The organism is Aurantimonas sp. HBX-1, from assembly GCF_021391535.1.
In the GTDB taxonomy this organism is placed as follows: Bacteria; Pseudomonadota; Alphaproteobacteria; order Rhizobiales; family Rhizobiaceae; genus Aurantimonas.
Genome location: NZ_CP090066.1, coordinates 3,092,148 through 3,110,847 on the forward strand (window position 1 = coordinate 3,092,148; position 18,700 = coordinate 3,110,847).

Annotated in this window: 20 protein-coding genes; 11 read left to right on the plus strand and 9 right to left on the minus strand. The window is 68.6% G+C overall.

What is annotated here, in order from left to right:
- Window positions 1–3 precede the first annotated feature (3 nt).
- Window positions 4–879 (minus strand): rhodanese-related sulfurtransferase, encoded by an 876-nt coding sequence (locus tag LXB15_RS14760; RefSeq protein ID WP_233953191.1) that lies wholly within the window; start codon window positions 877–879, stop codon window positions 4–6.
- A 139-nt stretch (window positions 880–1,018) separates the two neighbouring features.
- Between LXB15_RS14760 and LXB15_RS14765 the strand changes: the two genes are divergently transcribed.
- Together LXB15_RS14765 and LXB15_RS14770 are read left to right on the plus strand one after the other, a co-directional pair.
- A complete protein-coding gene (locus LXB15_RS14765; protein ID WP_233949164.1) occupies window positions 1,019–2,389 on the plus strand; it encodes a hypothetical protein in 1,371 nt (456 codons plus the stop codon).
- A gap of 104 nt (window positions 2,390–2,493) precedes the next feature.
- A complete protein-coding gene (locus LXB15_RS14770) occupies window positions 2,494–3,114 on the plus strand; it encodes a TerC family protein (RefSeq protein WP_233949165.1) in 621 nt (206 codons plus the stop codon).
- A 21-nt stretch (window positions 3,115–3,135) separates the two neighbouring features.
- Here LXB15_RS14770 and LXB15_RS14775 read toward each other — a convergent pair whose 3' ends face one another.
- Window positions 3,136–3,960, minus strand: a complete 825-nt coding sequence (locus LXB15_RS14775; RefSeq protein ID WP_233949166.1) for a universal stress protein — start codon at window positions 3,958–3,960, stop codon at window positions 3,136–3,138.
- A gap of 210 nt (window positions 3,961–4,170) precedes the next feature.
- Here LXB15_RS14775 and LXB15_RS14780 point away from each other — a divergent pair, with 210 nt between their 5' ends.
- From LXB15_RS14780 to LXB15_RS14800, 5 genes are all read left to right on the plus strand, one after another.
- On the plus strand, window positions 4,171–5,688 hold the full coding sequence (locus tag LXB15_RS14780) for a PAS domain S-box protein (RefSeq protein WP_233949167.1): 1,518 nt from the start codon (window positions 4,171–4,173) through the stop codon (window positions 5,686–5,688).
- Window positions 5,678–6,325, plus strand: a complete 648-nt coding sequence (fixJ, locus tag LXB15_RS14785; protein WP_233949168.1) for a response regulator FixJ — start codon at window positions 5,678–5,680, stop codon at window positions 6,323–6,325. The genes LXB15_RS14780 and fixJ overlap by 11 nt, the downstream gene beginning before the upstream one ends.
- A 138-nt stretch (window positions 6,326–6,463) precedes the next feature.
- Window positions 6,464–6,802 (plus strand): hypothetical protein, encoded by a 339-nt coding sequence (locus LXB15_RS14790; RefSeq protein WP_233949169.1) that lies wholly within the window; start codon window positions 6,464–6,466, stop codon window positions 6,800–6,802.
- Window positions 6,803–6,910: 108 nt separating this feature from the next.
- Window positions 6,911–7,573 (plus strand): helix-turn-helix domain-containing protein, encoded by a 663-nt coding sequence (locus tag LXB15_RS14795; RefSeq protein WP_370640116.1) that lies wholly within the window; start codon window positions 6,911–6,913, stop codon window positions 7,571–7,573.
- Window positions 7,574–7,575: 2 nt separating this feature from the next.
- On the plus strand, window positions 7,576–7,908 hold the full coding sequence (locus tag LXB15_RS14800; protein WP_233949170.1) for a cytochrome c: 333 nt from the start codon (window positions 7,576–7,578) through the stop codon (window positions 7,906–7,908).
- Between the two features lie 3 nt (window positions 7,909–7,911).
- Here the strand turns inward: LXB15_RS14800 and LXB15_RS14805 are convergent, their stop codons facing one another.
- Genes LXB15_RS14805 through coxB form a run of 3 tightly spaced genes read right to left on the minus strand, consistent with a single transcriptional unit; the run spans window position 7,912 to window position 11,476 of the window.
- Window positions 7,912–8,277 (minus strand): hypothetical protein, encoded by a 366-nt coding sequence (locus LXB15_RS14805; protein WP_233949171.1) that lies wholly within the window; start codon window positions 8,275–8,277, stop codon window positions 7,912–7,914.
- Entirely contained in the window at window positions 8,274–10,802 is a 2,529-nt protein-coding gene (ctaD, locus tag LXB15_RS14810; RefSeq protein ID WP_233949172.1) for a cytochrome c oxidase subunit I, read from the minus strand. The genes LXB15_RS14805 and ctaD overlap by 4 nt, the downstream gene beginning before the upstream one ends.
- Complete coding sequence (gene coxB, locus LXB15_RS14815; RefSeq protein ID WP_233949173.1) at window positions 10,799–11,476, minus strand: cytochrome c oxidase subunit II; 678 nt, start codon at window positions 11,474–11,476, stop codon at window positions 10,799–10,801. The genes ctaD and coxB overlap by 4 nt, the downstream gene beginning before the upstream one ends.
- Window positions 11,477–11,533: 57 nt before the next feature.
- Here coxB and LXB15_RS14820 point away from each other — a divergent pair, with 57 nt between their 5' ends.
- Window positions 11,534–12,034, plus strand: coding sequence for a DUF2231 domain-containing protein (locus tag LXB15_RS14820; RefSeq protein WP_233949174.1), 501 nt, complete (start codon window positions 11,534–11,536; stop codon window positions 12,032–12,034).
- Here LXB15_RS14820 and LXB15_RS14825 read toward each other — a convergent pair.
- Window positions 12,012–12,521, minus strand: coding sequence for a CopD family protein (locus LXB15_RS14825; protein ID WP_233949175.1), 510 nt, complete (start codon window positions 12,519–12,521; stop codon window positions 12,012–12,014). The genes LXB15_RS14820 and LXB15_RS14825 overlap by 23 nt on opposite strands.
- Window positions 12,518–13,288: a cytochrome c oxidase assembly protein gene (locus LXB15_RS14830; protein ID WP_233949176.1), complete on the minus strand. Its 771-nt coding sequence runs from the start codon at window positions 13,286–13,288 to the stop codon at window positions 12,518–12,520. Before LXB15_RS14830 ends, LXB15_RS14825 begins: the two co-directional genes overlap by 4 nt.
- Window positions 13,289–13,360: 72 nt before the next feature.
- Between LXB15_RS14830 and LXB15_RS14835 the strand changes: the two genes are divergently transcribed.
- The 3 genes from LXB15_RS14835 to LXB15_RS14845 all read left to right on the plus strand — a co-directional run bounded on the left by LXB15_RS14835 (window position 13,361) and on the right by LXB15_RS14845 (window position 16,996).
- Entirely contained in the window at window positions 13,361–15,277 is a 1,917-nt protein-coding gene (locus tag LXB15_RS14835; protein WP_304502379.1) for a S8 family serine peptidase, read from the plus strand.
- A 738-nt stretch (window positions 15,278–16,015) separates the two neighbouring features.
- The gene (locus tag LXB15_RS14840) at window positions 16,016–16,342 is read left to right on the plus strand and encodes a hypothetical protein (protein ID WP_233949177.1); all 327 of its coding nucleotides are present in this window, start codon (window positions 16,016–16,018) and stop codon (window positions 16,340–16,342) included.
- A gap of 78 nt (window positions 16,343–16,420) precedes the next feature.
- Window positions 16,421–16,996, plus strand: coding sequence for a hypothetical protein (locus LXB15_RS14845; RefSeq protein WP_233949178.1), 576 nt, complete (start codon window positions 16,421–16,423; stop codon window positions 16,994–16,996).
- A gap of 74 nt (window positions 16,997–17,070) precedes the next feature.
- Here the strand turns inward: LXB15_RS14845 and LXB15_RS14850 are convergent, their stop codons facing one another.
- Both LXB15_RS14850 and LXB15_RS14855 read right to left on the minus strand, forming a co-directional pair.
- Window positions 17,071–17,634: an SH3 domain-containing protein gene (locus LXB15_RS14850; RefSeq protein ID WP_233949179.1), complete on the minus strand. Its 564-nt coding sequence runs from the start codon at window positions 17,632–17,634 to the stop codon at window positions 17,071–17,073.
- A 150-nt stretch (window positions 17,635–17,784) separates the two neighbouring features.
- On the minus strand, window positions 17,785–18,618 hold the full coding sequence (locus LXB15_RS14855) for a Crp/Fnr family transcriptional regulator (protein ID WP_233949180.1): 834 nt from the start codon (window positions 18,616–18,618) through the stop codon (window positions 17,785–17,787).
- Window positions 18,619–18,700 lie beyond the last annotated feature (82 nt).

Consider the following 18,700-nt stretch of genomic DNA (forward strand, 5'->3'; position numbering starts at 1 on the left):
GCCCTAACCGGCCAGCATCTGGCGCTGGCGCTCGCGCAGCGACGCGGCCTTCTCCGACGTCAGTTCATCGATGCAGGCCGGGCACGAGACGCCCGGCTCGTATTCGGGCGCGCGCAGGTCTTCCGGCGACAGCGGGTTGCCGCAGCCGAAGCACGCGGTCCAGCCGGTCGGCGCCAGGCCGTGCCCGACCGCGACCCGGCCGTCGAAGACGTAGCACTTGCCGCGCCAGCGGCTGTCGGCCTCGGGCACGTCCTCCAGATATTGCAGGATGCCGCCCTTGAGGTGGAAGACCTCGGGAAAGCCCTTGGCGCGCATGAAGGCCGAGGCCTTCTCGCAGCGGATGCCGCCGGTGCAGAACATCGCCACCTTGGTGTGGCGCGCCGGATCGAGCTCGCTCTCCACGAAGGCCTTGAAGTCGGTGAAGCTCTCGAGGCCGGGATCGACGGCGCCGGCGAAGGTCCCGACCTTGGTCTCGTAGCGGTTGCGGGTGTCGAGCAGCAAGACGTCCGGGTCGGCGAGCAACGCGTTCCAGTCTCCCGGCTCTACATAGGTGCCGGCGAGCACGGCGGGGTCGGCTTCCGGCGCGCGCATGGTGATGATTTCCGGCCGGATGCGGATCTTCAGCCGCGCGAACGGCCAGTCCGCCGCCTGCGACAGCTTCACCTCGCCCGACCGGATGCCGCAGCGGCGGTCGAGTTCGTCGAGCAGGGCCTCGATGGCAGAAGCCGGCCCGGCGAGCGTGCCGTTGACCCCCTCGTGCGCGATGAGGATCGTGCCGCGCAGTCCGTGGTCGAGACAGGCGGCGTACAGCGCCTGCTGCAGCGCGGGCAGGTCGTCGAGCGGAACGAACCGGTAGAAGGTGGCGACGGTGAGGATCATGGCGCCGTCATAGCCGCCCGACCCTCGTCTGTTCAACGCCGCCGACGCGGGCGGGGAAAAAGCCGATGGTGGCGTGACCGGCGCGCCGGAGATGCTAAGAGAGTAGTACGACCCTGCCCTCACCCCGGAGCCCCCCCGCGTGATCGACCGCGCCATCGGTATCGTGCTGATCGTCACAGCGATCGCCGTCGTCCTGCGCGAGTGGGTGGGCGGCGAGGCCCCTTTGCTCGTCGCGTCGGCAGGACTGGTCGCGTTCCTCGTCCTGGCGGCCCCGCGGGCGCACTGGTCGCGGCAGAGCTTCGTCGCGGTCGGCGTGGCGCTGGTCGTGGCGGTCATCGCCCTCCGCCCGGACTGGCAGGACGTCCTGATGCGCGGGCTGGGCCAGGGGGCGTTCATCGCCGCCTTCTTCATCGCGCTGGCCTCGCTGCGCAACCCGGCCTCGGCCTCGCCGGCGATCGAACGCTGCGGGCAGTATCTGGCGAGCCAGCCGCCCGGCAAGCGCTATCTGTCGCTGACCATGGGCGGCCATCTCTTCGCGCTGATCCTCAGCTACGGCTCGATCTCGCTGCTGGGCGGGCTGACCGAGAGCATCGCCAGCCGCGAGGCCAACGCCGAGATCCGCGAGATCCGCAACCGCCGCATGCTGCTCGCCATCCAGCGCGGCTTCGTCGCCTCCCTCGCCTGGTCGCCGCTGGCCTTCGCCATGGCCATCTCCACCTCGGTCGTTCCCGGCTCGACCTGGAGCGGCGCGGCGCCCATCGCGATCCTCAACGCCATCCTGATCACCTTCGTCGGCTGGTCGCTCGACACGATCTTCAAGCCGCGGCTGACGCAGCCGGCGCCGGCCCGCCGGCCGCTCGGCAGCTGGCGCGACCTGCGCCCGCTCCTCATGCTGCTGCTGCTGCTGTTCGCGGGCGTGACGGTGCTGGAGGTGATGTCCGGGCTGCGGATCATCGCGGTGGTCATGCTGCTGGTGCCGGTGATCGCCGTCGCCTGGGTGGTCATCCAGACCCACGGCGACGCCGCGGCGACAGGCGCACGGCTGCGCCAGGTGGTGTTCCGCGACGTGCCCTCCTACCAGTCTGAACTGGTGCTGCTGGTGATGGCCGGGATCATCGGGACGGTCGGCGGCGCGCTGCTCGAGCCGCTTTTCGCCGGGCAGTCGCTCGGCCTCTCGGCGCTGCCCGCCTGGGCGATCCTGGTGCTGCTCGTCTGGATCATCCCGCTGCTCGGCCAGCTCGGCATGAACCCGATCCTGTCCGTCTCGCTGCTTGCACCGCTGCTGCCCGCCCCCGCGGCGATGGGCGTTTCGCCGAACGCCGTCGTCGTGGCCCTGACGGCAGGCTGGGCACTCGCCGGCGCGACCTCGCCATTCACCGCCACCACGATGCTGGTCGGCCGGCTCGGCCACACCAGCGCCTGGCGCGTCGGCGTCGTCTGGAACCGGTCGTTCACCCTGGTCACCGGCGCTGCCCTTTCCGTTTCCGTCGCCCTCGCCGGGTTTCTTTAGCCGCCTCGCGACAGTTCGGCGGCAACGCTTCTTCCAAGCCACCGCCGGCTTCCCAGTTGCCCGCAGGTCCCGGGGCCCGCGCCCCATCAAGGTCATGACGCACGATGGAATATCTGACAGCCGAATCGCTCACGGCACTCCTCCAGGTGATCATGATTGACCTGGTGCTCGCCGGCGACAACGCGGTGGTCATCGGGCTCGCCGCGGCAGGCCTGCCGCGCGACCAGCGGACGAAGGCCATCCTCGTCGGGATCATCGCCGCCACGGTGCTGCGCATCGTGCTGGCCGGCGTGGCGACGCAGCTTCTCGCCATCATCGGTCTGCTGCTGGCGGGCGGCCTGCTGCTGCTGTGGGTGTGCTGGAAGATGTGGCAGGAGCTGCGTGCGCCGGCCCATCCGGATGGCCTCGAAGGCGACGATCAGGCGGTCGCGGGGGCGCCCCGCAAGACGCTGTCGCAGGCGGTCTGGCAGATCGTCATCGCCGACGCCTCGATGTCCCTGGACAACGTGCTGGCCGTCGCCGGCGCGGCGCGCGAGCATCTCTGGGTGCTGGTCGTCGGCCTCGTCCTCTCCATCGCCATGATGGGGCTCGCCGCGTCGCTGATCGCCCGCCTGCTCGGCCGCTACCGCTGGATCGGCTTCGTCGGCCTTGCGATCGTCCTCTACGTGGCGCTGAAGATGATCTACGAGGGCTGGCACGAAGTGGCGCCCTACGTCCTCGGCTGACCGCCCGCGGCGACGCCGCTTTCAGCGCGACATCAGGACCGGCGCGGTCATGTGCTCGAGAATGTGCCGCGTGACGCCGCCGAACAGCATTTCGCGAAGGCGCGAGTGGCCGTAGCAGCCCATGACCAGAAGGTCGGCGCCATATTCCGAGACGGCGTTCAGCAGGGTGTCGCCGGCGGCGACGTCGCCGCTCAGCGTACGAGCCGCCTCGATCGGCACGCCGTGCCGGGCCAAGGCGACAGCGAGGTCATCGGCGGGAGCAAGACCCGCCGTCGCGCCGCGGGGCGGGTCGATCATCAGGACACGCACCTGGCGCGCCTCCTTCAGCAGCGGAAGGGCATCGAAGGCCGCCCGCGCCGCCTCGCGGCCGCCGTTCCAGGCGATGAGCACCCGGTCGCCGATGCGTTCGAACGTGCCGGCGTAGGGAACGAAGAGGATCGGGCGGCCCGACTCTAGCAGCACCTCGGTCAGCAGATCGCCGCCGCGCCAGGCCGCACCGTCGGGCTGCCCGGCGATCACGAGATCGGCGCAGCGCGCATGACGCGAGACGGCGGCCTCATAGCTGGTGCCGCGCGGCAGCTCGACCCGCCATTCGGTGACGAGGCCGCTGTCCCCTGCGACGTCGCGGAACGTCTTCTGGATCGCCGCGGCATCGGCTTCGATCTGCTTCTGCGCCTGCTCGATGTAGTCGACGGAGACCTCCGTCGGAACGCCGAGGAAGACGTCCGGCGCCACGTGCAGGCCGACGAGATGGGCGCCGTGCCGCTCGGCCACGGCGAGCGCCACCCTGGTCAGCGCGGCGGCGCGCCGCGGTTCGTTCAGGCAAACGAGAATCGTCCGGTACATCGACTGTCACCATCACGTGTGGCGCCTCCGGGAGGTGCCGTCGACAACACCGTGATGCCGCGGACGATGCCGCACCTTGACCTGCGTCAAGTTCGAGGCGGGCGAACGCCGAGGCGTCTGCTGCCCGCTTCCGGCACCGCGCCGAACCAAGCCTTGATCGAAACCCGCGATGCTGGTTTCTGAGCGCGACCGCATCAGGGTGGAACCGCAATGTCGATCAGCGAAGCTCTCGAAACGTCCGACCCTGGGATGCGGGCCGTCGCCGGCGCACGTCTGGACGGTATTCCTGCCTATCTGATCGCGCTGCTGGCGGCGGCGGGCTGGCTGGCGCTCGGCTACGCGGTCGCGGGTCCGGGAGAAAGCCCGATCGCGCTCATCCTGGCCATGCCGGTCATTCTCGCCGTCGGCACGACGTGCGGTGCCGGACCGACGCTCGCTGCGCTGGCCCTGGCGTTGGTGCTAGGCCTCGCACTGCCGGAACTGCCGACCGTGCCGGCGTCGGGCTTATGGGGCCTCGCGGCCGTTGCCGCCGCCAGCCTCGTCATGGTCGCCGGGGGCGCCCTGCTTCGCCGCAGCATCGGCGTTGCCGGCCAGGCCCGCCAGGCCCTAGCCGCCAGCGAGATGCATATCGGCTCGATCCTCGACACGGTGCTCGACGCGACAGTGGTCATCGAGACCAACGGCAACATCATCTCCTTCAATGCCGCGGCGACCCGGCAGTTCGGCTACCAGGAGGAGGAGGTCCTCGGCGAGAACGTCCGCATCCTGATGCCCGAACCCTATCGCCGGGAACATGACGGCTACATGGAACGCTATCTCGAAACCGGCGAGAAGCGCATCATCGGCGTCGACAGGGTGGTGTTCGGGCGGCGCAAGGACGGGACGACCTTCCCGATGAAGCTGGCGGTCGGCGAATTCAAGGTGGGCAACCGCACGCTGTTCACGGGATTCGTGCGCGACCTCACCGAGCGCGAGGAGTCGGCGGCGCGGCTGAACGAGATCGAGGGGGAACTTGCCCGCCTCGCCCGCCTCAACGAGCTCGGCGAGATGGCCTCCACCCTGGCGCACGAGCTCAACCAGCCGCTCTCGGCCATCGCCAACTACGCGCAGGGCTGCGTCCGGCTGCTCCGCGACATGGACGACAGCCTCGCCTCGCGGCTGCGCGAGGCGCTGGAGGAGACCGCGCAGCAGTCGCTGCGGGCCGGCAACATCATCCGTCACCTGCGCGAATTCGTGACACGCGGCGAGAGCCAGAAGCTGCCCGAGGACATCCGCGGTCTCATCGAGGAAGCCGGAACGCTTGCCCTGGTCGGTTCGCGCGAGCGGGGCATCCAGTCGCATTTCGAGTTCTCGCCCGGCGCCGACAGGGTCCTGGTGGATCGCGTCCAGATCCAGCAGGTGCTGATCAACCTCATGCGCAACGCCATGGAGGCGATGCGCGACAGCCCGAAGCGCGAGCTGCAGGTACGCACTTCGTTCAACGGACAGGGCGACGTCATCGTCGAGGTCTCCGATACCGGCCACGGCATCTCGGACGAGGTCGCGGCCCAGCTCTTCCGCCCGTTCGTCACCACGAAACCCGGCGGCATGGGTATCGGCCTGTCGATCTCCAAGCGCATCGTGGAGTCCCATGGCGGCACGATATCGATCAGCGGCAACCGGCATGGCGGGGCGACATTCCGCTTCTCGCTGCCGGCGATGAAGAACGAGGACCTCCATGGAGAGTGACAGCTACACCGTCCACATCGTCGACGACGAGGAAGCGGTCAGGAAGTCGCTGGCGTTCCTCCTGACCATGAGCGGCTTCACCGTCCGCGTGCACGGATCCGCGACGGCCTTCCTCGGCATCGCACCGACGATCAGGAAGGGCTGCCTCGTCACCGACCTGCGCATGCCCGACATGACCGGCGTGGAACTGCTCCAGCGCCTGGGAGACGCGCAGGCGATGATGCCGGCGATCGTCGTCACCGGCCACGGCGACGTGCCGATGGCGGTGGAAGCGATGAAGGCCGGCGCCCTCGACTTCATCGAGAAGCCGTTCGAGGACGAGGTACTGATCGCCGCCGTGCGCAAGGCGGCGGAGGAACTGCTCGTGCGTCCCGACACGGCGCATTCGGTGCCGGAGATCCACGCGCGGCTGGAACAGCTGACCGACCGCGAGCGCCAGGTCCTGTCCGGCGTCGTCGCCGGGCTTCCGAACAAGACCATCGCCTTCGATCTCGACATCAGCCCCCGCACCGTCGAGGTGCACCGCGCCAACATCATGGCCAAGATGCAGGCGGCCAGCCTCGCGGAGCTGGTGCGCATGGCACTGCTCGCCGGAATCGAGCCGCAGAATGTGCCGAGGCGGTCGACGCGCATTTGATCTGCCGCAAAGCGGGCCGCCGCCGCCGCGGTGTATGAGGAAATTCGCCGGGCATTCCGTCCGATCCTTCTGGCGCTCGCAGCGCATCTGCAATTGGCATCGATGGGCGTGATTCTCGTAATTGCCGCGGACAGCGCCTTGCGCCGCTCGCTCAAATTCGCGCTCGAGGCGGAAGCCTTCGCGGTCGACGCCTACGAACGCCTTGATGCGGCCCGCCGCTCCCGGCGGTTCCAGGAGGCGATCTGCGCCGTCGTCGACGAGGACGGGCTCGATCGCGGCGGCGCGGCGGCGGCGCTGAAGCGCTTCGCCAAGCCGGTCATCCTCCTGGTCGACCGCTCGCCCTCCTGCGCCGCCCACGACGAGACGGCGGTGCTGGTCAAGCCGCTGCACCTCGATGCGCTGATCCGGACGGTCCGCGAGATGACGCACGCGGCCCACCGGCCCGGAGCGGAAGGCGCGGTCCTCGATCCCATCTGAGGCGGTCCGCGGGCCCGACTACGTAGTTTCCCGGACGGACATAACCGAATACCCGGCCTCCGCCATTTTGGTCATTCCTACGCCATCGGGATTCGATGGAGACCAGCCATGCTCGCCCAAAGCACCGTCCAGTCGGCACTACGCCACCCCGCGCCGTTCCTGCCGCGCGACGAGGACCGCATGCCGTCGGTCTTCTCCCCGACGCAGATGCAGCCGCTCAGCTTCTATCTCGCCGGCGCCGAGATCTATGCGGACGGCGAACGCGCCGAGGCGATCTACCAGGTCGAGTTCGGCGCCATCCGCATCTACCGGCTGCTCGCCGACGGCCGGCGGCAGATCAGCGCCTTCCACCTCCCGGGCGAGATCTTCGGCTTCGAGGCCGACCACGCCCACCATTTCTTCGCCGAGGCGATCGTCTCCACCTCGCTCCGCCGGTTTCGCATCGCGCCCGGCGCCGACATCTCCCGCGACCTGCTGCCGCTCGCACTGCGCAGCCTGATGCGGGCGCAGGATCACCTGCTCGTCCTCGGCCGGAATACCGCCATCGAACGGGTCGCCGCCTTCCTCATCGACATGGCCGAACGCCAGGGCGGATCAGGCCATGTCGACCTGCCGATGTCGCGCATGGATATCGGCGACTATCTCGGCCTGACCATCGAGACGGTGTCGCGGGTGTTCTCGCGGCTGAAGGAGCGCAAGATCATCAAGCTGACGAACTCCCGCAGCGTCGAGATCCTGAAATGGGACGCGCTGCGCCAGATGGGCGAATGAGCATGACCGCGCGACAGCGCCTGATGCTCCTGGCGCTCGGCGCGACGCTGACGACAAGCGGAGCGGCGGCCGAGGACGCCGTAGCGGTCGCCGAGGGCCGGGCGCTGGTCGAAGCCAATTGCAGCCGGTGCCATGCCATCGACCGCACCGGCGACAGCCCGCATCCCCAGGCGCCGCCCTTCCGGACGCTATCGCGGCAATATCCGGTCTCGGCGCTTCAGGAAGCCCTGGCGGAAGGCATCATGACCGGCCATCCGGACATGCCGGAGTTCACCGCCGACCCGGTACAGATCGCCGCGATCATTGCCTATCTCGAAAGCATCCAGATCCCCTAGCCCCTAGAGGCACAGCGACAGGCCGAGGATCGGGGCGTAGTTGATCACCGTGGCGGCCGCCGCGACGATCGTTGCCACGAGCACGTTGCCGGCGAAGAAATCGTCCACTTCGACGCCTTCGGCGCGGCTCTCGGAGGCCTGCTTGCGGCGGTGGGTCCACAGCAGCAGGCCCGCAATCAGCGCCAGGTGAAACAGCCAGAGGCCGATCAGGATGGCCCGCAGCAGGCTGACCGGCCCGAGCGGCATCTCGTCCCATCCCAGCTCGCAGCCGATCGAAAGGCCGGCGTAGAGGATCAGGAAGGCCGAGCTCCAGATCACCATCCCGGCGATCAGCAGCAGCAGGCTGGAGCCGGTGCTGCGGCCGGTCATGGCTGGACGCTCCGAAAGCTCACCAGCACCGGCAGCAGAGTGACCAGCGCCACCGCGGCGAGGCCGGTGAGCGCAGTGTAGTCGTGCCAGAGGCAGGCGGTGCGCAGATCGCCGCTGCGGCGCGAAGACACGTAGCCGGCGCGGCTGCGATAGAGCGTGAACAGCGCCAGCACGAGCCCGATCCCGGCATGCAGCGCCACATAGCCGATCAGCGCCGCGGTGACGGCGAGATAGGCATGCGAGGTCGGGGCCGGAATGTCGGCGACGCAGATCCAGACGGCGAGGCCCGCCGCGACCGCGTGGCCAAGGGCCGCCAAGACGAGGGCGAGTTCGTTCGGCTTGTCTCGCCTCGCGAGCGGAGCGAGCGCCAGGTGCCCGGCGGCGGACGCCAGCACCAGCGCTCCCGCAAGCCCGGTCGCCTTGAGCAGCGGCAGTTCCACCAAAGCGGGCGGTGGCCAGCCGGGCGCGACCAGCCAGAGGAACAGCGCCCCGAAAGCCAGCGACGCGAACAGCGTGGCATTGGCGACGAGCAGGAACAGCATCGCCCACCAGGAGGCCGGATGCGGCACCTCGGCATGGATCGGCAGGGACAGGCCGTGCCCGGCCGGCAGGTCGCCGCGGTCGATCCTGGCGCCGGTCGCCCGCGTCCACAGGAGGAACATCGCGAGCACCACGGGGACGGTCGCGACCGACAGGAGATAGATCTTGAACAGCAGCGACAGCACGAACACGCCGATGGCGGCGGCGGTGGCCAGCGGCAGGAAGGTCGGCTGCGGCAGGATCGCGATATGCTGCGGCTTGCCGGTCGCCATGTCGACCACCAGCGTCTCCTGCCAGTCGTTGCGGGTGCCGGCGAGATAGCCACCGCCGGCGGCGAGTTCCGACCCGAGGTCGGGACGGTCGTGCAGCGGCGAGCGGCTCGAAACCTCGGGCAACGAGGCAAAGCCGTAGGAGGGCGGCGGCGTCGCCGTCGCCCATTCCAGCGTGTCGGCGTTCCACGGGTTGCGCGCCGCCCGGCGACCGAAGCGCGCCTGCGCGAACATGTCGAGGGCAAACAGCGCGAAGCCCATGGTCATGACGAAGCCGCCGACCGAGGAGATCAGGTTGAGGCCGCTCCAGCCGAACTCCGGCGCGTAGCTGTAGTAGCGCCGCGGCATGCCCAGCAGACCGGTGAGGTGCATGATCAGGAAGGTCGTGTTGAAGCCGATGAAGATCAGCCAGAACGCCACCTTGCCGACGCCGTAGAGCGGCTGGCGGCCGGTGAAGTGCGGCAGCCAGTAATAGGCCGCCGCCAGCATCGGGAAGACGAAGCCGCCGACCAGCACGTAATGCAGGTGCGCGACGACGAAATGCGTGTCGTGGGCCTGCCAGTTGAACGGCACGATGGCGAGCATCACCCCGGTCAGCCCGCCGCAGACGAAGATCGCGAAGAAGCCCATCAGATAGAGCATCGGCACCGACATGCGGGGCCGGCCGCCCATCAGCGTGCCGATCCAGAGGAAGATCTGCACCGCCGTCGGGATCGCCACCATCACGCTGGCGGCCGAGAAGAAGGCCTGCGCCAGATGCGGGATCCCCACCGTGAACATGTGGTGGACCCAGAGGCCGAAGGACAGGAAGCCCATCGCGACGATCGCCACGACGATCCAAGCGTAGCCGAGGATGGCGCGCCCCGCGAGCACCGGCAGGATCGTCGAGATGACGCCGGCCGCCGGCAGGAAGATGATGTAGACCTCGGGATGGCCGAACAGCCAGAACAGATGCTGCCAGAGCAGCGGGTCGCCGCCCCGCGTCGGGTCGAAGAACGGCAGGTCGAAGGCGCGCTCCAGCTCGAGCAGGATCGAGCCGAGGATCAGCGGCGGAAAGCCCACCAGCATCATCCCCGACGTCACCAGGATGTACCAGCCGAACAGCGGCATGCGCGCGAGCGACATGCCGGGGGCGCGGAACTTCAGGATGGAGACGGTGAACTCGACCGCCGCGGCGACGGCCGAGATCTCGACGAAGGTGACGCCGAGCAGCCAGACGTCGGCGTTGATCCCCGGCGAATAGCGGCCCGAGGAGAGCGGGGTGTACATGAACCAGCCGCTGTCCGGCGCATAGCCGGCGATCATCGCGACGATGAGGATCGAGCCGCCGAAGATGTAGCAGTAGAAGCCGAAGGCCGAGAGCCGGGGAAAGGCCAGGTCGCGCGCGCCCAGCATCTTCGGCAGGAAGTAGATCGACAATCCCTCGAACAGCGGGATGGCGAACAGGAACATCATCACCGTGCCGTGCATGGTGATGATCTGGTTGTAGATGTCCGGGCCGACGAAGGCGCCGTTCGGCGTCGCCAGCTGGGCGCGGATCAGCATGGCCAGCACGCCGCCGATCGCGAAGAACACGAAGGCGGCGATGATGAAGCGCCGGCCGACGATCGTGTGGTTGACGGCCGACAGCCGGCCGAGGCCGGGCGGCGTGCGCCAGATCGTCTCCAGCTCGTGGTGCAGCGTCACCGGTTCGGTCGTCGCGGTGGTGTTGCTCACGGCTGGTCCTGCGTCTGGGCTGTCGGTGTCGGCTGCGCAGCGGGGAGCGCCTGCCCGAAGCCTTCGGCGGGATGGGCGATCACCGAGAAGTTCATCCCGGCATGGCCGGTCCCGCAGAATTCCGCGCAGACGCCGCCATAGATTCCGGGCCGGTCGGCGATCAGGCGGATGACGTTGACGTGGCCGGGCACGGCATCGATCTTGCCGCCGAGCCGCGGCACCCAGAAGGCATGGATGACGTCGGTGCCGACCACGTGGACGTCCACCGGCACGCCCGCCGGGATGTGCAGCACCTCGCCGGTCACCGCGCCGGCATGTCCGGGATAGCGGAACTCCCAGTACCACTGGTAGGGCCGCGCCTCGACCTGCACGACGCCCGGCGTCTGGGGATGCGCCAGAAGCCGCTCGCCGGTCAGCAGGGCAAAGGTGAGGAGCGCGCCGAGAACGATGGCGGGGAAGACGAGGCCACCCCAGACCAGCCAGCGCTTCGGATCGACGTTCCGGCCCATCCCCGGCCGCATGAAGGCGAGCGCCAGGAGCACCATGACCAGGAGGAAGATCGCCGTCCCGCCTCCGGCCATCACCCACCAGAGCGTGGCGGTCGAGCGGGCCGCCGGGCCGGCGGGATCGAGGGCCGACAGGTTGCCGGCGCAGCCGGATAGTCCAATTGGCACCAGCAGAGCGGCAAGACGCGCGGGCCGCCATCCCGATGAAGCGCGCGGAGACCCTGCATGAGCAAGACCGAGTCGCCCGTCAGCCCGGTGATGAAGAGGGTCAGCGAGATGGACACGAGCTCTGCCGTGGCCGTCGCCGGTCATCCGATCCACGCCATGAGCGTGCATTTCCCGATCGCCCTGGTCATCGCGACGCTCGGCTGCGACGTCTTCTACTGGTGGTCGGGCGACGAATTCTGGCTGCGGGCCAGCATCTGGTCGGCCGGCTTCGCCTTCTGCCTCGGCGTCGCGGCGGGCATGGCCGGCACCGCCGAGCTGCTGCTGGTGCGCGGCATCCGCAGCCGCGCGGCGAGCTGGACGCACGCCATCGCGGCGATGATGCTGCTGTCGATCGCCGGCATGAACTGGGGCCTGCGGCTCGTCGATCCGGACGCGGTGCTGCCGCTCGGTCTCGCGCTGTCGGCGCTGGCGAGCGTGTTCACGGGGCTGGCAGGCTGGCATGGAGGCAAGCTGATCCTTCATCACGGCGTCGGGATCATGGTGTCAGACCAGGAATGAGGTCGCCGGCGAGCCGGCCAAGGCCGCCCGGCTCGTGGAACACCGACGGCAGGAAGTCTGTCGAGATGTCCGGCTTGGCCAGCACCACCCAGAGGATCGCCGAGACGGTGAGGCTGATCGTCACGACGCCGGAGATCGCGCGCCACGGGCGGAAGTTCTTGCCCTTCTTGAACACCGAGAGGACGAGCAGCCCCAGCCAGACGTGCAGGAAGACGAGGAAGCCGACGAAGACCAGCTTGACCGCCAGCCAGACCGTGAAGATCTCGCCGACGAGGATCAGCGCGGTGCCCGAGCCGATCGCGACGAAGGCGGCCGGCGAGACGAGGGCGATATAGGCGAAGCGGGTGAAGGTGTGCAGCCGATCGATTTCCGTGCCGCGCTCCCCGGCGGCCTCCCGCTGGGTCAGGAGGATCGGCAGGATCAGCAGCCCGCCACACCAGATCACCAGTGCCGCGATATGGAGGCTCTTCAGCCAGACGATGGTCAAACGGCCTGCCCCTTCTGCCCGAACCCGTCGCGGATGACGCCGTCGAGGGCCAGCAGCGCCGCCAGCAGGTACGGCAGGATCGCCGGCACCCACATGATCAGGCCGGCCAGCTGCTGGTCGTCCAGCGCCGACAGGCCGTAGGGGACGGTGGTCAGGAAGTGCGGCGCGTAGAGCGGCTCTGTTGCGAAGGTGATCAGCGCGCCGAGCAGGCCCATCTGCACGATCAGCGTCAGATGCGCCATCAGCACGCGGCCGACCGGGGCTGCCGGCGCGGTCAGTTCGCGCCAGAGCAGCACGCCCGAGACCAGCAACGTCAGCTCCATCGTCCAGTAGGTCACGTCGCCGGAGAGCGCCGCCTCGTAGGGCTGCGGCGCGTGCCAGAACCACACGGCGGCGAGGTGGACGGCGACGAGCAGCGACAGCAGCGCGGTTCCGCCGGGGCGCCGTTTCGGGAAGGCCAGGGCCAGCATCGGCGCGGCGACGGCGATCAGCAGCAAATGATGGACCACCCGCGCCGAAAACAGCGCCGAGGACAGCGCGCAGAGCGGCGAGAGGAAGGCCGCGACCAGGGCGAGCATGGCGCCGGCGTGCCACAGGCGCGCCCCGCCCTCGCCCACCCCGCGCAGCAGCCAGAAACCGGCGGTCGCTGCCAAGAACAGCGCCGCGGCAAGGACCGGGTCGCCGTTCCACGCGGCGAGAAGCTCGCCGGGGACCGGCGGCGCGCCGCAGTAAGGGTCGAAGGCGCTCGGCAAGGAGGCAGGCGTCATGTCGCGGTGTTTCCCATCGGCTCGACGCAAGGAGGATACGTCCAAACTATGGCCGCCGGCCGGAGTGACAACATGGAAATCGTCGCCAATGCGGTTGCGGACCACCGCGCCGCCGCCGGGCGGCCGGCCGCAGGAGACAACGGTTCCTTCCTGCCGCAAAGGAAGCGGCGACTTGACAAGCCTGCCCCTGGCAATATAGTTTCAATATATACTTTATTGCCTGCGAAATATGTTTGCAGACTGCTCCGTTCATCGAAAGATGTGAGAATCCGCGGGAGATCGGCTTGCCGTCCGGCATTCATCGGCGACGGCTTCGTGATGGGATATGGCGCCATGACTGAGGTGCATTTCGGTCGCAGGGACGAGGGGGCCACCCGGCTTCGGCCGTCGAACGATTTCGTCGCGGTGCGCACCCACCGCCCCATCCTGCTGAGGAGCCCGCCGATCGCGGGCCCGCTCGAGCGGGCGCTGCCGGACACCGGCCTCGCCGCCGCCTTTCCCGAAGCGAATGTCGGCATCTACCGCGTGCCGGAGGGAACCGCGGCGGCGGTCGCGGATGCCAAGGCACAATTGCGGGAGATGCCGGAGGTGCGGTTTGCCGGACGCGTGCTGGTGGACGAGGCCGGCACGCCGACCGCCTATACCGAGAACCTGTTCGTCAAGTTCGCCGACGGCATGAGCGAGCGCCAATGCCTCGCCATCCTCGCCGAACACGAGATCATCGTGAAGCGGAAGGTCGCCTATGCCGCCAACGCCTGGTTCGTCTCGGCCGACGGACAGGGCCAGAAGGTCTTCGACATCGCGGCGGCCCTGCTCGAACGCGAGGGCGTCGAGTTCTGCCACCCCGAGATCGTTCGCGAGCGCGCATCCAAGGCGGTGTTTCCGCAGCAATGGCACCTGGCCGAGGCGCGGATCGGCGACGCTTCGGTCGTTGCCCATGCCAATGTCGCGGCCGCGCTCGACCTCGCCACGGGCCGGGGCGTCACCATCGCGATCCTCGACGACGGCTTCGACATCGACCATCCGGAGTTCGCCGGCAAGATCGTCGCGCCGCGCGACGCCATCCTGGGGATCGACGACCCGCGGCCGAAGGATCCGCAGCCGCTGCGGCCCGAGAACCACGGCACCGCCTGCGCCGGGGTCGCCTGCGCCGGCGGCTTCCGGGGCGCCTCCGGCGTCGCACCCGACGCCCTGCTGATGCCGATACGGGTCTCGATGACGCTCGGAACGGCGGCCGAAGGCGAAGCCTTCCACTGGGCGGCAAGGGAGGGCGCCGACGTCATCTCCTGCAGCTGGGGCCCGCCCGACGGCGACTGGGCCAACCAGAACGACCCGGCACACCAGACGCCCTGGCCGATGCCGGCGAGCACCCGGCTGGCCATCGACTACGCCGCCACGAAGGGCCGCGACGGCAAGGGCTGCGTCATCGTGTTCTCCGCCGGCAACGGCAACGAGGACGTCGGCTCCGACGGCTATGCCAGCTACGACAAGGTGATCGCGGTCGCCGCCTGCAACGACCGCGGGGTGCGCAGCTGCTACAGCGACTTTGGCTCTGCGGTCTGGTGCACCTTTCCCAGCAACGACTTCCCGCACCGCCCGACGGGGCGGCCGCAGCCGCTGACCTCCGGGATCTGGACGACCGACCGGGTCGGCAGCCGGCGGGGATACAACAGCGGCCACCCGCTGTCGGGGGATGAAGAGGGCTTTTACACCAACCGGTTCGGCGGCACGTCCAGCTCCTGTCCCGGCGTCAGCGGCGTGGCGGCACTGATGCTGTCGGCCAACCCGGCGCTGACTCGGGACGACGTCCGGGCGATCCTGGCGCAATCCTGCGACCGCATCGACGAGGCGAACGGCGAATACGACGAGCGGGGCTGGAGCCCGTTCTATGGCTGGGGCCGGATCAACGCCCGGCGGGCGGTCGAACTCGCGGCCGGCCGCGCCGGCGCCGCGCCGCAGCCGGCACCCGCCGAAGCCGGAGCGGGATGACGGTCGCGCCCTGCGGCCACGCATCGCGCGACCGCGCGGATCGGGCGACGGGAAGCCGATGAGGCCAGGGAAGTTGCCGGTCGGAGTGGCCATGGCAGACGCCTCGCCGGCAGGTTCCTGCGCCCATGGATGGCGACGGCCGTTGATCTCTTGCAGGACCGCGCGGGTCCGGCCCGCGTTGGGGCGATGTCGTCGCGATCCTCGCCGTCCCACATCCACCGGCTTACGGCGGCAGGGTGAAAGGTCTGTCCGACGCCTTCATCGACGCGGTAAAGACCGCATCCATGGCGCCGGCCAAGGCTTTCTTGAGCTCATTGCCCGGCCCGGGTATTCGACGAGATAGCTCCTAAGCGCGTCTCCACTGCAGCCCCTCTGCACCCTGCCGTCCGTTACCCGGAACCCCAAGCGCGCGGTCGGGAATGCGGCGGGCATCGCCCAAGCGCCATCTCCAGCTGAGCCGCAGAGACCTTTGCTCGCCTGCTGTCGACGGAAGGTAGAAGAAGCCGGCTCGGCGAGATTGCAAGGATCCTCCCATCGGGGCATGGATCGTCGCCTGTATAGTTATTGCCGTGACGACTGAGACGTCGCGGCGTTGCCTATCCCCCCAGCTGCTCCGCATTAACATTCGTTAATTTTCGGAACGGGCGGCGACAGTCCTTGTTGGTCTTACATACCGTGCCCGAAGCGAATAGTCGCGAAAGCGGCTTGGGAACGGATCTGAAATACCAGGAGGACCTTATGACCAAGACGATGACGAACCTGCTCGGCATGTCCGCCCTCATCATAGGCTTTGCCACCGCACCCGCTCTCGCACAGGACAACGGCGTTCTGGACTGGGATGCCGACACCGACGGCTCCGTGACCAGCGAGGAGTTCAACGAAGGCTTCGGCAATATCGGCGCCTACAACGCTTGGGACGACGACGGTGACGGAAGCCTGACCGAGGACGAGTTCAACGCCGGGATCTACAGCAGCTACGATGCCGACGAGAACGGCGTCATCGAGGAGCCCGAGTTCGGCGACCTCAACGACGACATGGGCGACGGCGGCTTCTGGGACGTCTGACCAGTACCTGCGTCCAGGGCACCGGCGGGCAGCAGCCTGCCGGGCGCTTTTAACCCACAGTCTCGAACGACGAATCGAATGGAGGAAACCATGAAAACCATCTTCGCCACCGCCACGGCCATCGCTCTCTTTGCCTCTCCGGCCCTCGCGCAGGATGCGCAGCAGACGAAGACGACGGAAGCCACCGCCAGCCAGTCGAGCGTTACGACGAGCGCGGAAGATAAGGCATCCCAGGACAAGGCCATGAAGAGCGCCGAGGGAGCCGGGATGAAGAACGTCGCCGTCGTCGACCGCGCCTTCGTCCTCGAAGGCATGAATGCCGCGGGTAATCCCGTCTACATGATCGTCAACCCGCCCGGCGTGCTGCTCGGCATCGGGGCGCCCATGGCGACGTCCGCAGCCTCGCAGGGCAAGGACGCCGCAGCTGCTTCGAGCACGAGCAGCTCCACGTCGGAGTCGACCGCTGCGAACGACACCGGTACCGACCCGGCCACGACCAGCAGCACCGACAACTCCGTCGAGGCCATGGCCGGCGAGCCGGCGAAGTCCGGCTACATGGCGACGCAGGTCAATCCCGCGACTCCGGACATGTGGGATCCCGCGACGGTGGAGAGCCGGATGCGCGAGATGGGTCTCGACAAGCCCGCGCAGTGATCTATCGCGAGGCTCGAAGATCGATCCCGAGGGGCGGCCAGTGGCCGCCCCTTTCTGCGACCGGCCCTAAGGCCTCACCAGAGCGCCCAACGCGGCGGAATCCCGGCCCCCACGGTCTCGTCGGGGTAGACGCCCCAGAGTTTGGTCTCGCGGATATAGCCGCTGATGTCGGGCTCGACGCGGCCGTGGCACCATCCGCCCTCGCAGGCGAGGTCCGACAGCAGAACACCCCTCTCCAGCCTTGCCAGTACCGCGGCGTCCGCCGCAGGTGCGCCGCGGAAGTCGGCCGGCCGCCGGAGCCACGGCGCCACGACAGCGGTACGCCGGCCTGACAGCAGAGCCCGGTGGATCCATCCGCTCTGCCCGTCGGCGCCGCGGATGCGTCGCCAGTTTCCGAATTCCTGGAAGATCTCCACCGGGATGTCGCGGCGCAGGTAGCGCCAGCGGATCTTGTACGACCGTCCCGGGCCGACCCGGACGTTCGCCGGAACGTCCTTGATGGAAACGAAGCGGGGAACCGGCAGTCGTTCGGGCGGTCCGGTTCCGGCACTGGTCGCCGGAGCAGCGGCCGCCATGGCGGCGGAGATCGTCGCCACGAGGATCGAGGTGCGCAGCAGGCGGAAAGCGGATGACATCATGGCCCTATGGTGGATCGCAAGGGCGAAGAAATCCTTACGGACCGGCTACCGGAAAGGCCGCGGCGCAGAAGCAAACCCCGCCGCTCGCCTCCTACCGACAGCCGCTCGCCTCCTGCCGAAGGAAGCAGGCTCACCGCGGGCCGGCGCTGCTCAGACGTTGCCATCGAGCGCCGGCAACCGCGGCAGCGGAGCGCGGTGCGGCATCTCGTAGGCGCTCTTGATGACGCCATAGCAACTGCAGGCGAACGTCTCGAGAAGCGTCTCGTCGAGGATCACCACCTCCCCCCGCAGCTGCTTTACGGCGCCTGCGGCCTCGAACCGTCCGAGAGCAACCGTCACGCTCGACCGGCGCACGCCGATCAGCCGGGACAGCAAGGCATGGGTCAGAGGCAGCTGCCGAGCCTCCAGCCGGTCCCCGGCCGCGAGCAGCCAGCAGGCGAGACGCTGCTCCAGGCCATGGCGCTTCGCGCATGCGCCGCTTTGGGCCGACTGGACGGTCACCGCCTGGGCGTAGCGCAGCATCGCCTCGCCGATGGAAGGGCGTTCGTCGATCAGTCGGGCGAGGTCGGATGCGGATATCTTCAAGGCGCTGCCGCCGACGGCCACGACGCGGCGAAAGGGCGAACCGCTTGCGCCGAGGACGACCGGCACCCCGACGAGGCCTTCCGAGCCGATCAGCCAGGCTTCGACATCCGTGCCGTCACCCAGATCCGCCATCACCGCAACCAGCCCGTCCTCGACGAAGTAGCAGTGCTCGATCGGCATCGACCGGAGATGCAGCACCTGCCGCGGCTTCAGCGTGACGCGCGTCAGCTGATCGAGACAGCGGGCGAGGTCATCGGCCGGAAGCCCCTTGAGCAGCCGGTTGCGGATCGGAGTATGTGTCATGACCCGAGGAACCTTGCCCTGCCTGTCGAATGCGATCGATGAGGCAGCTACTCGGAACAACACGGGGGAACCAGTTACGATCCGGTAGGGTTGCAAGATTTCTCGTCAGGTGCACGCATTGGTACGGCCGACGAGGCTCCACTGTCTCGAGCATGGCACGTGGCAAATCGGCTCTACC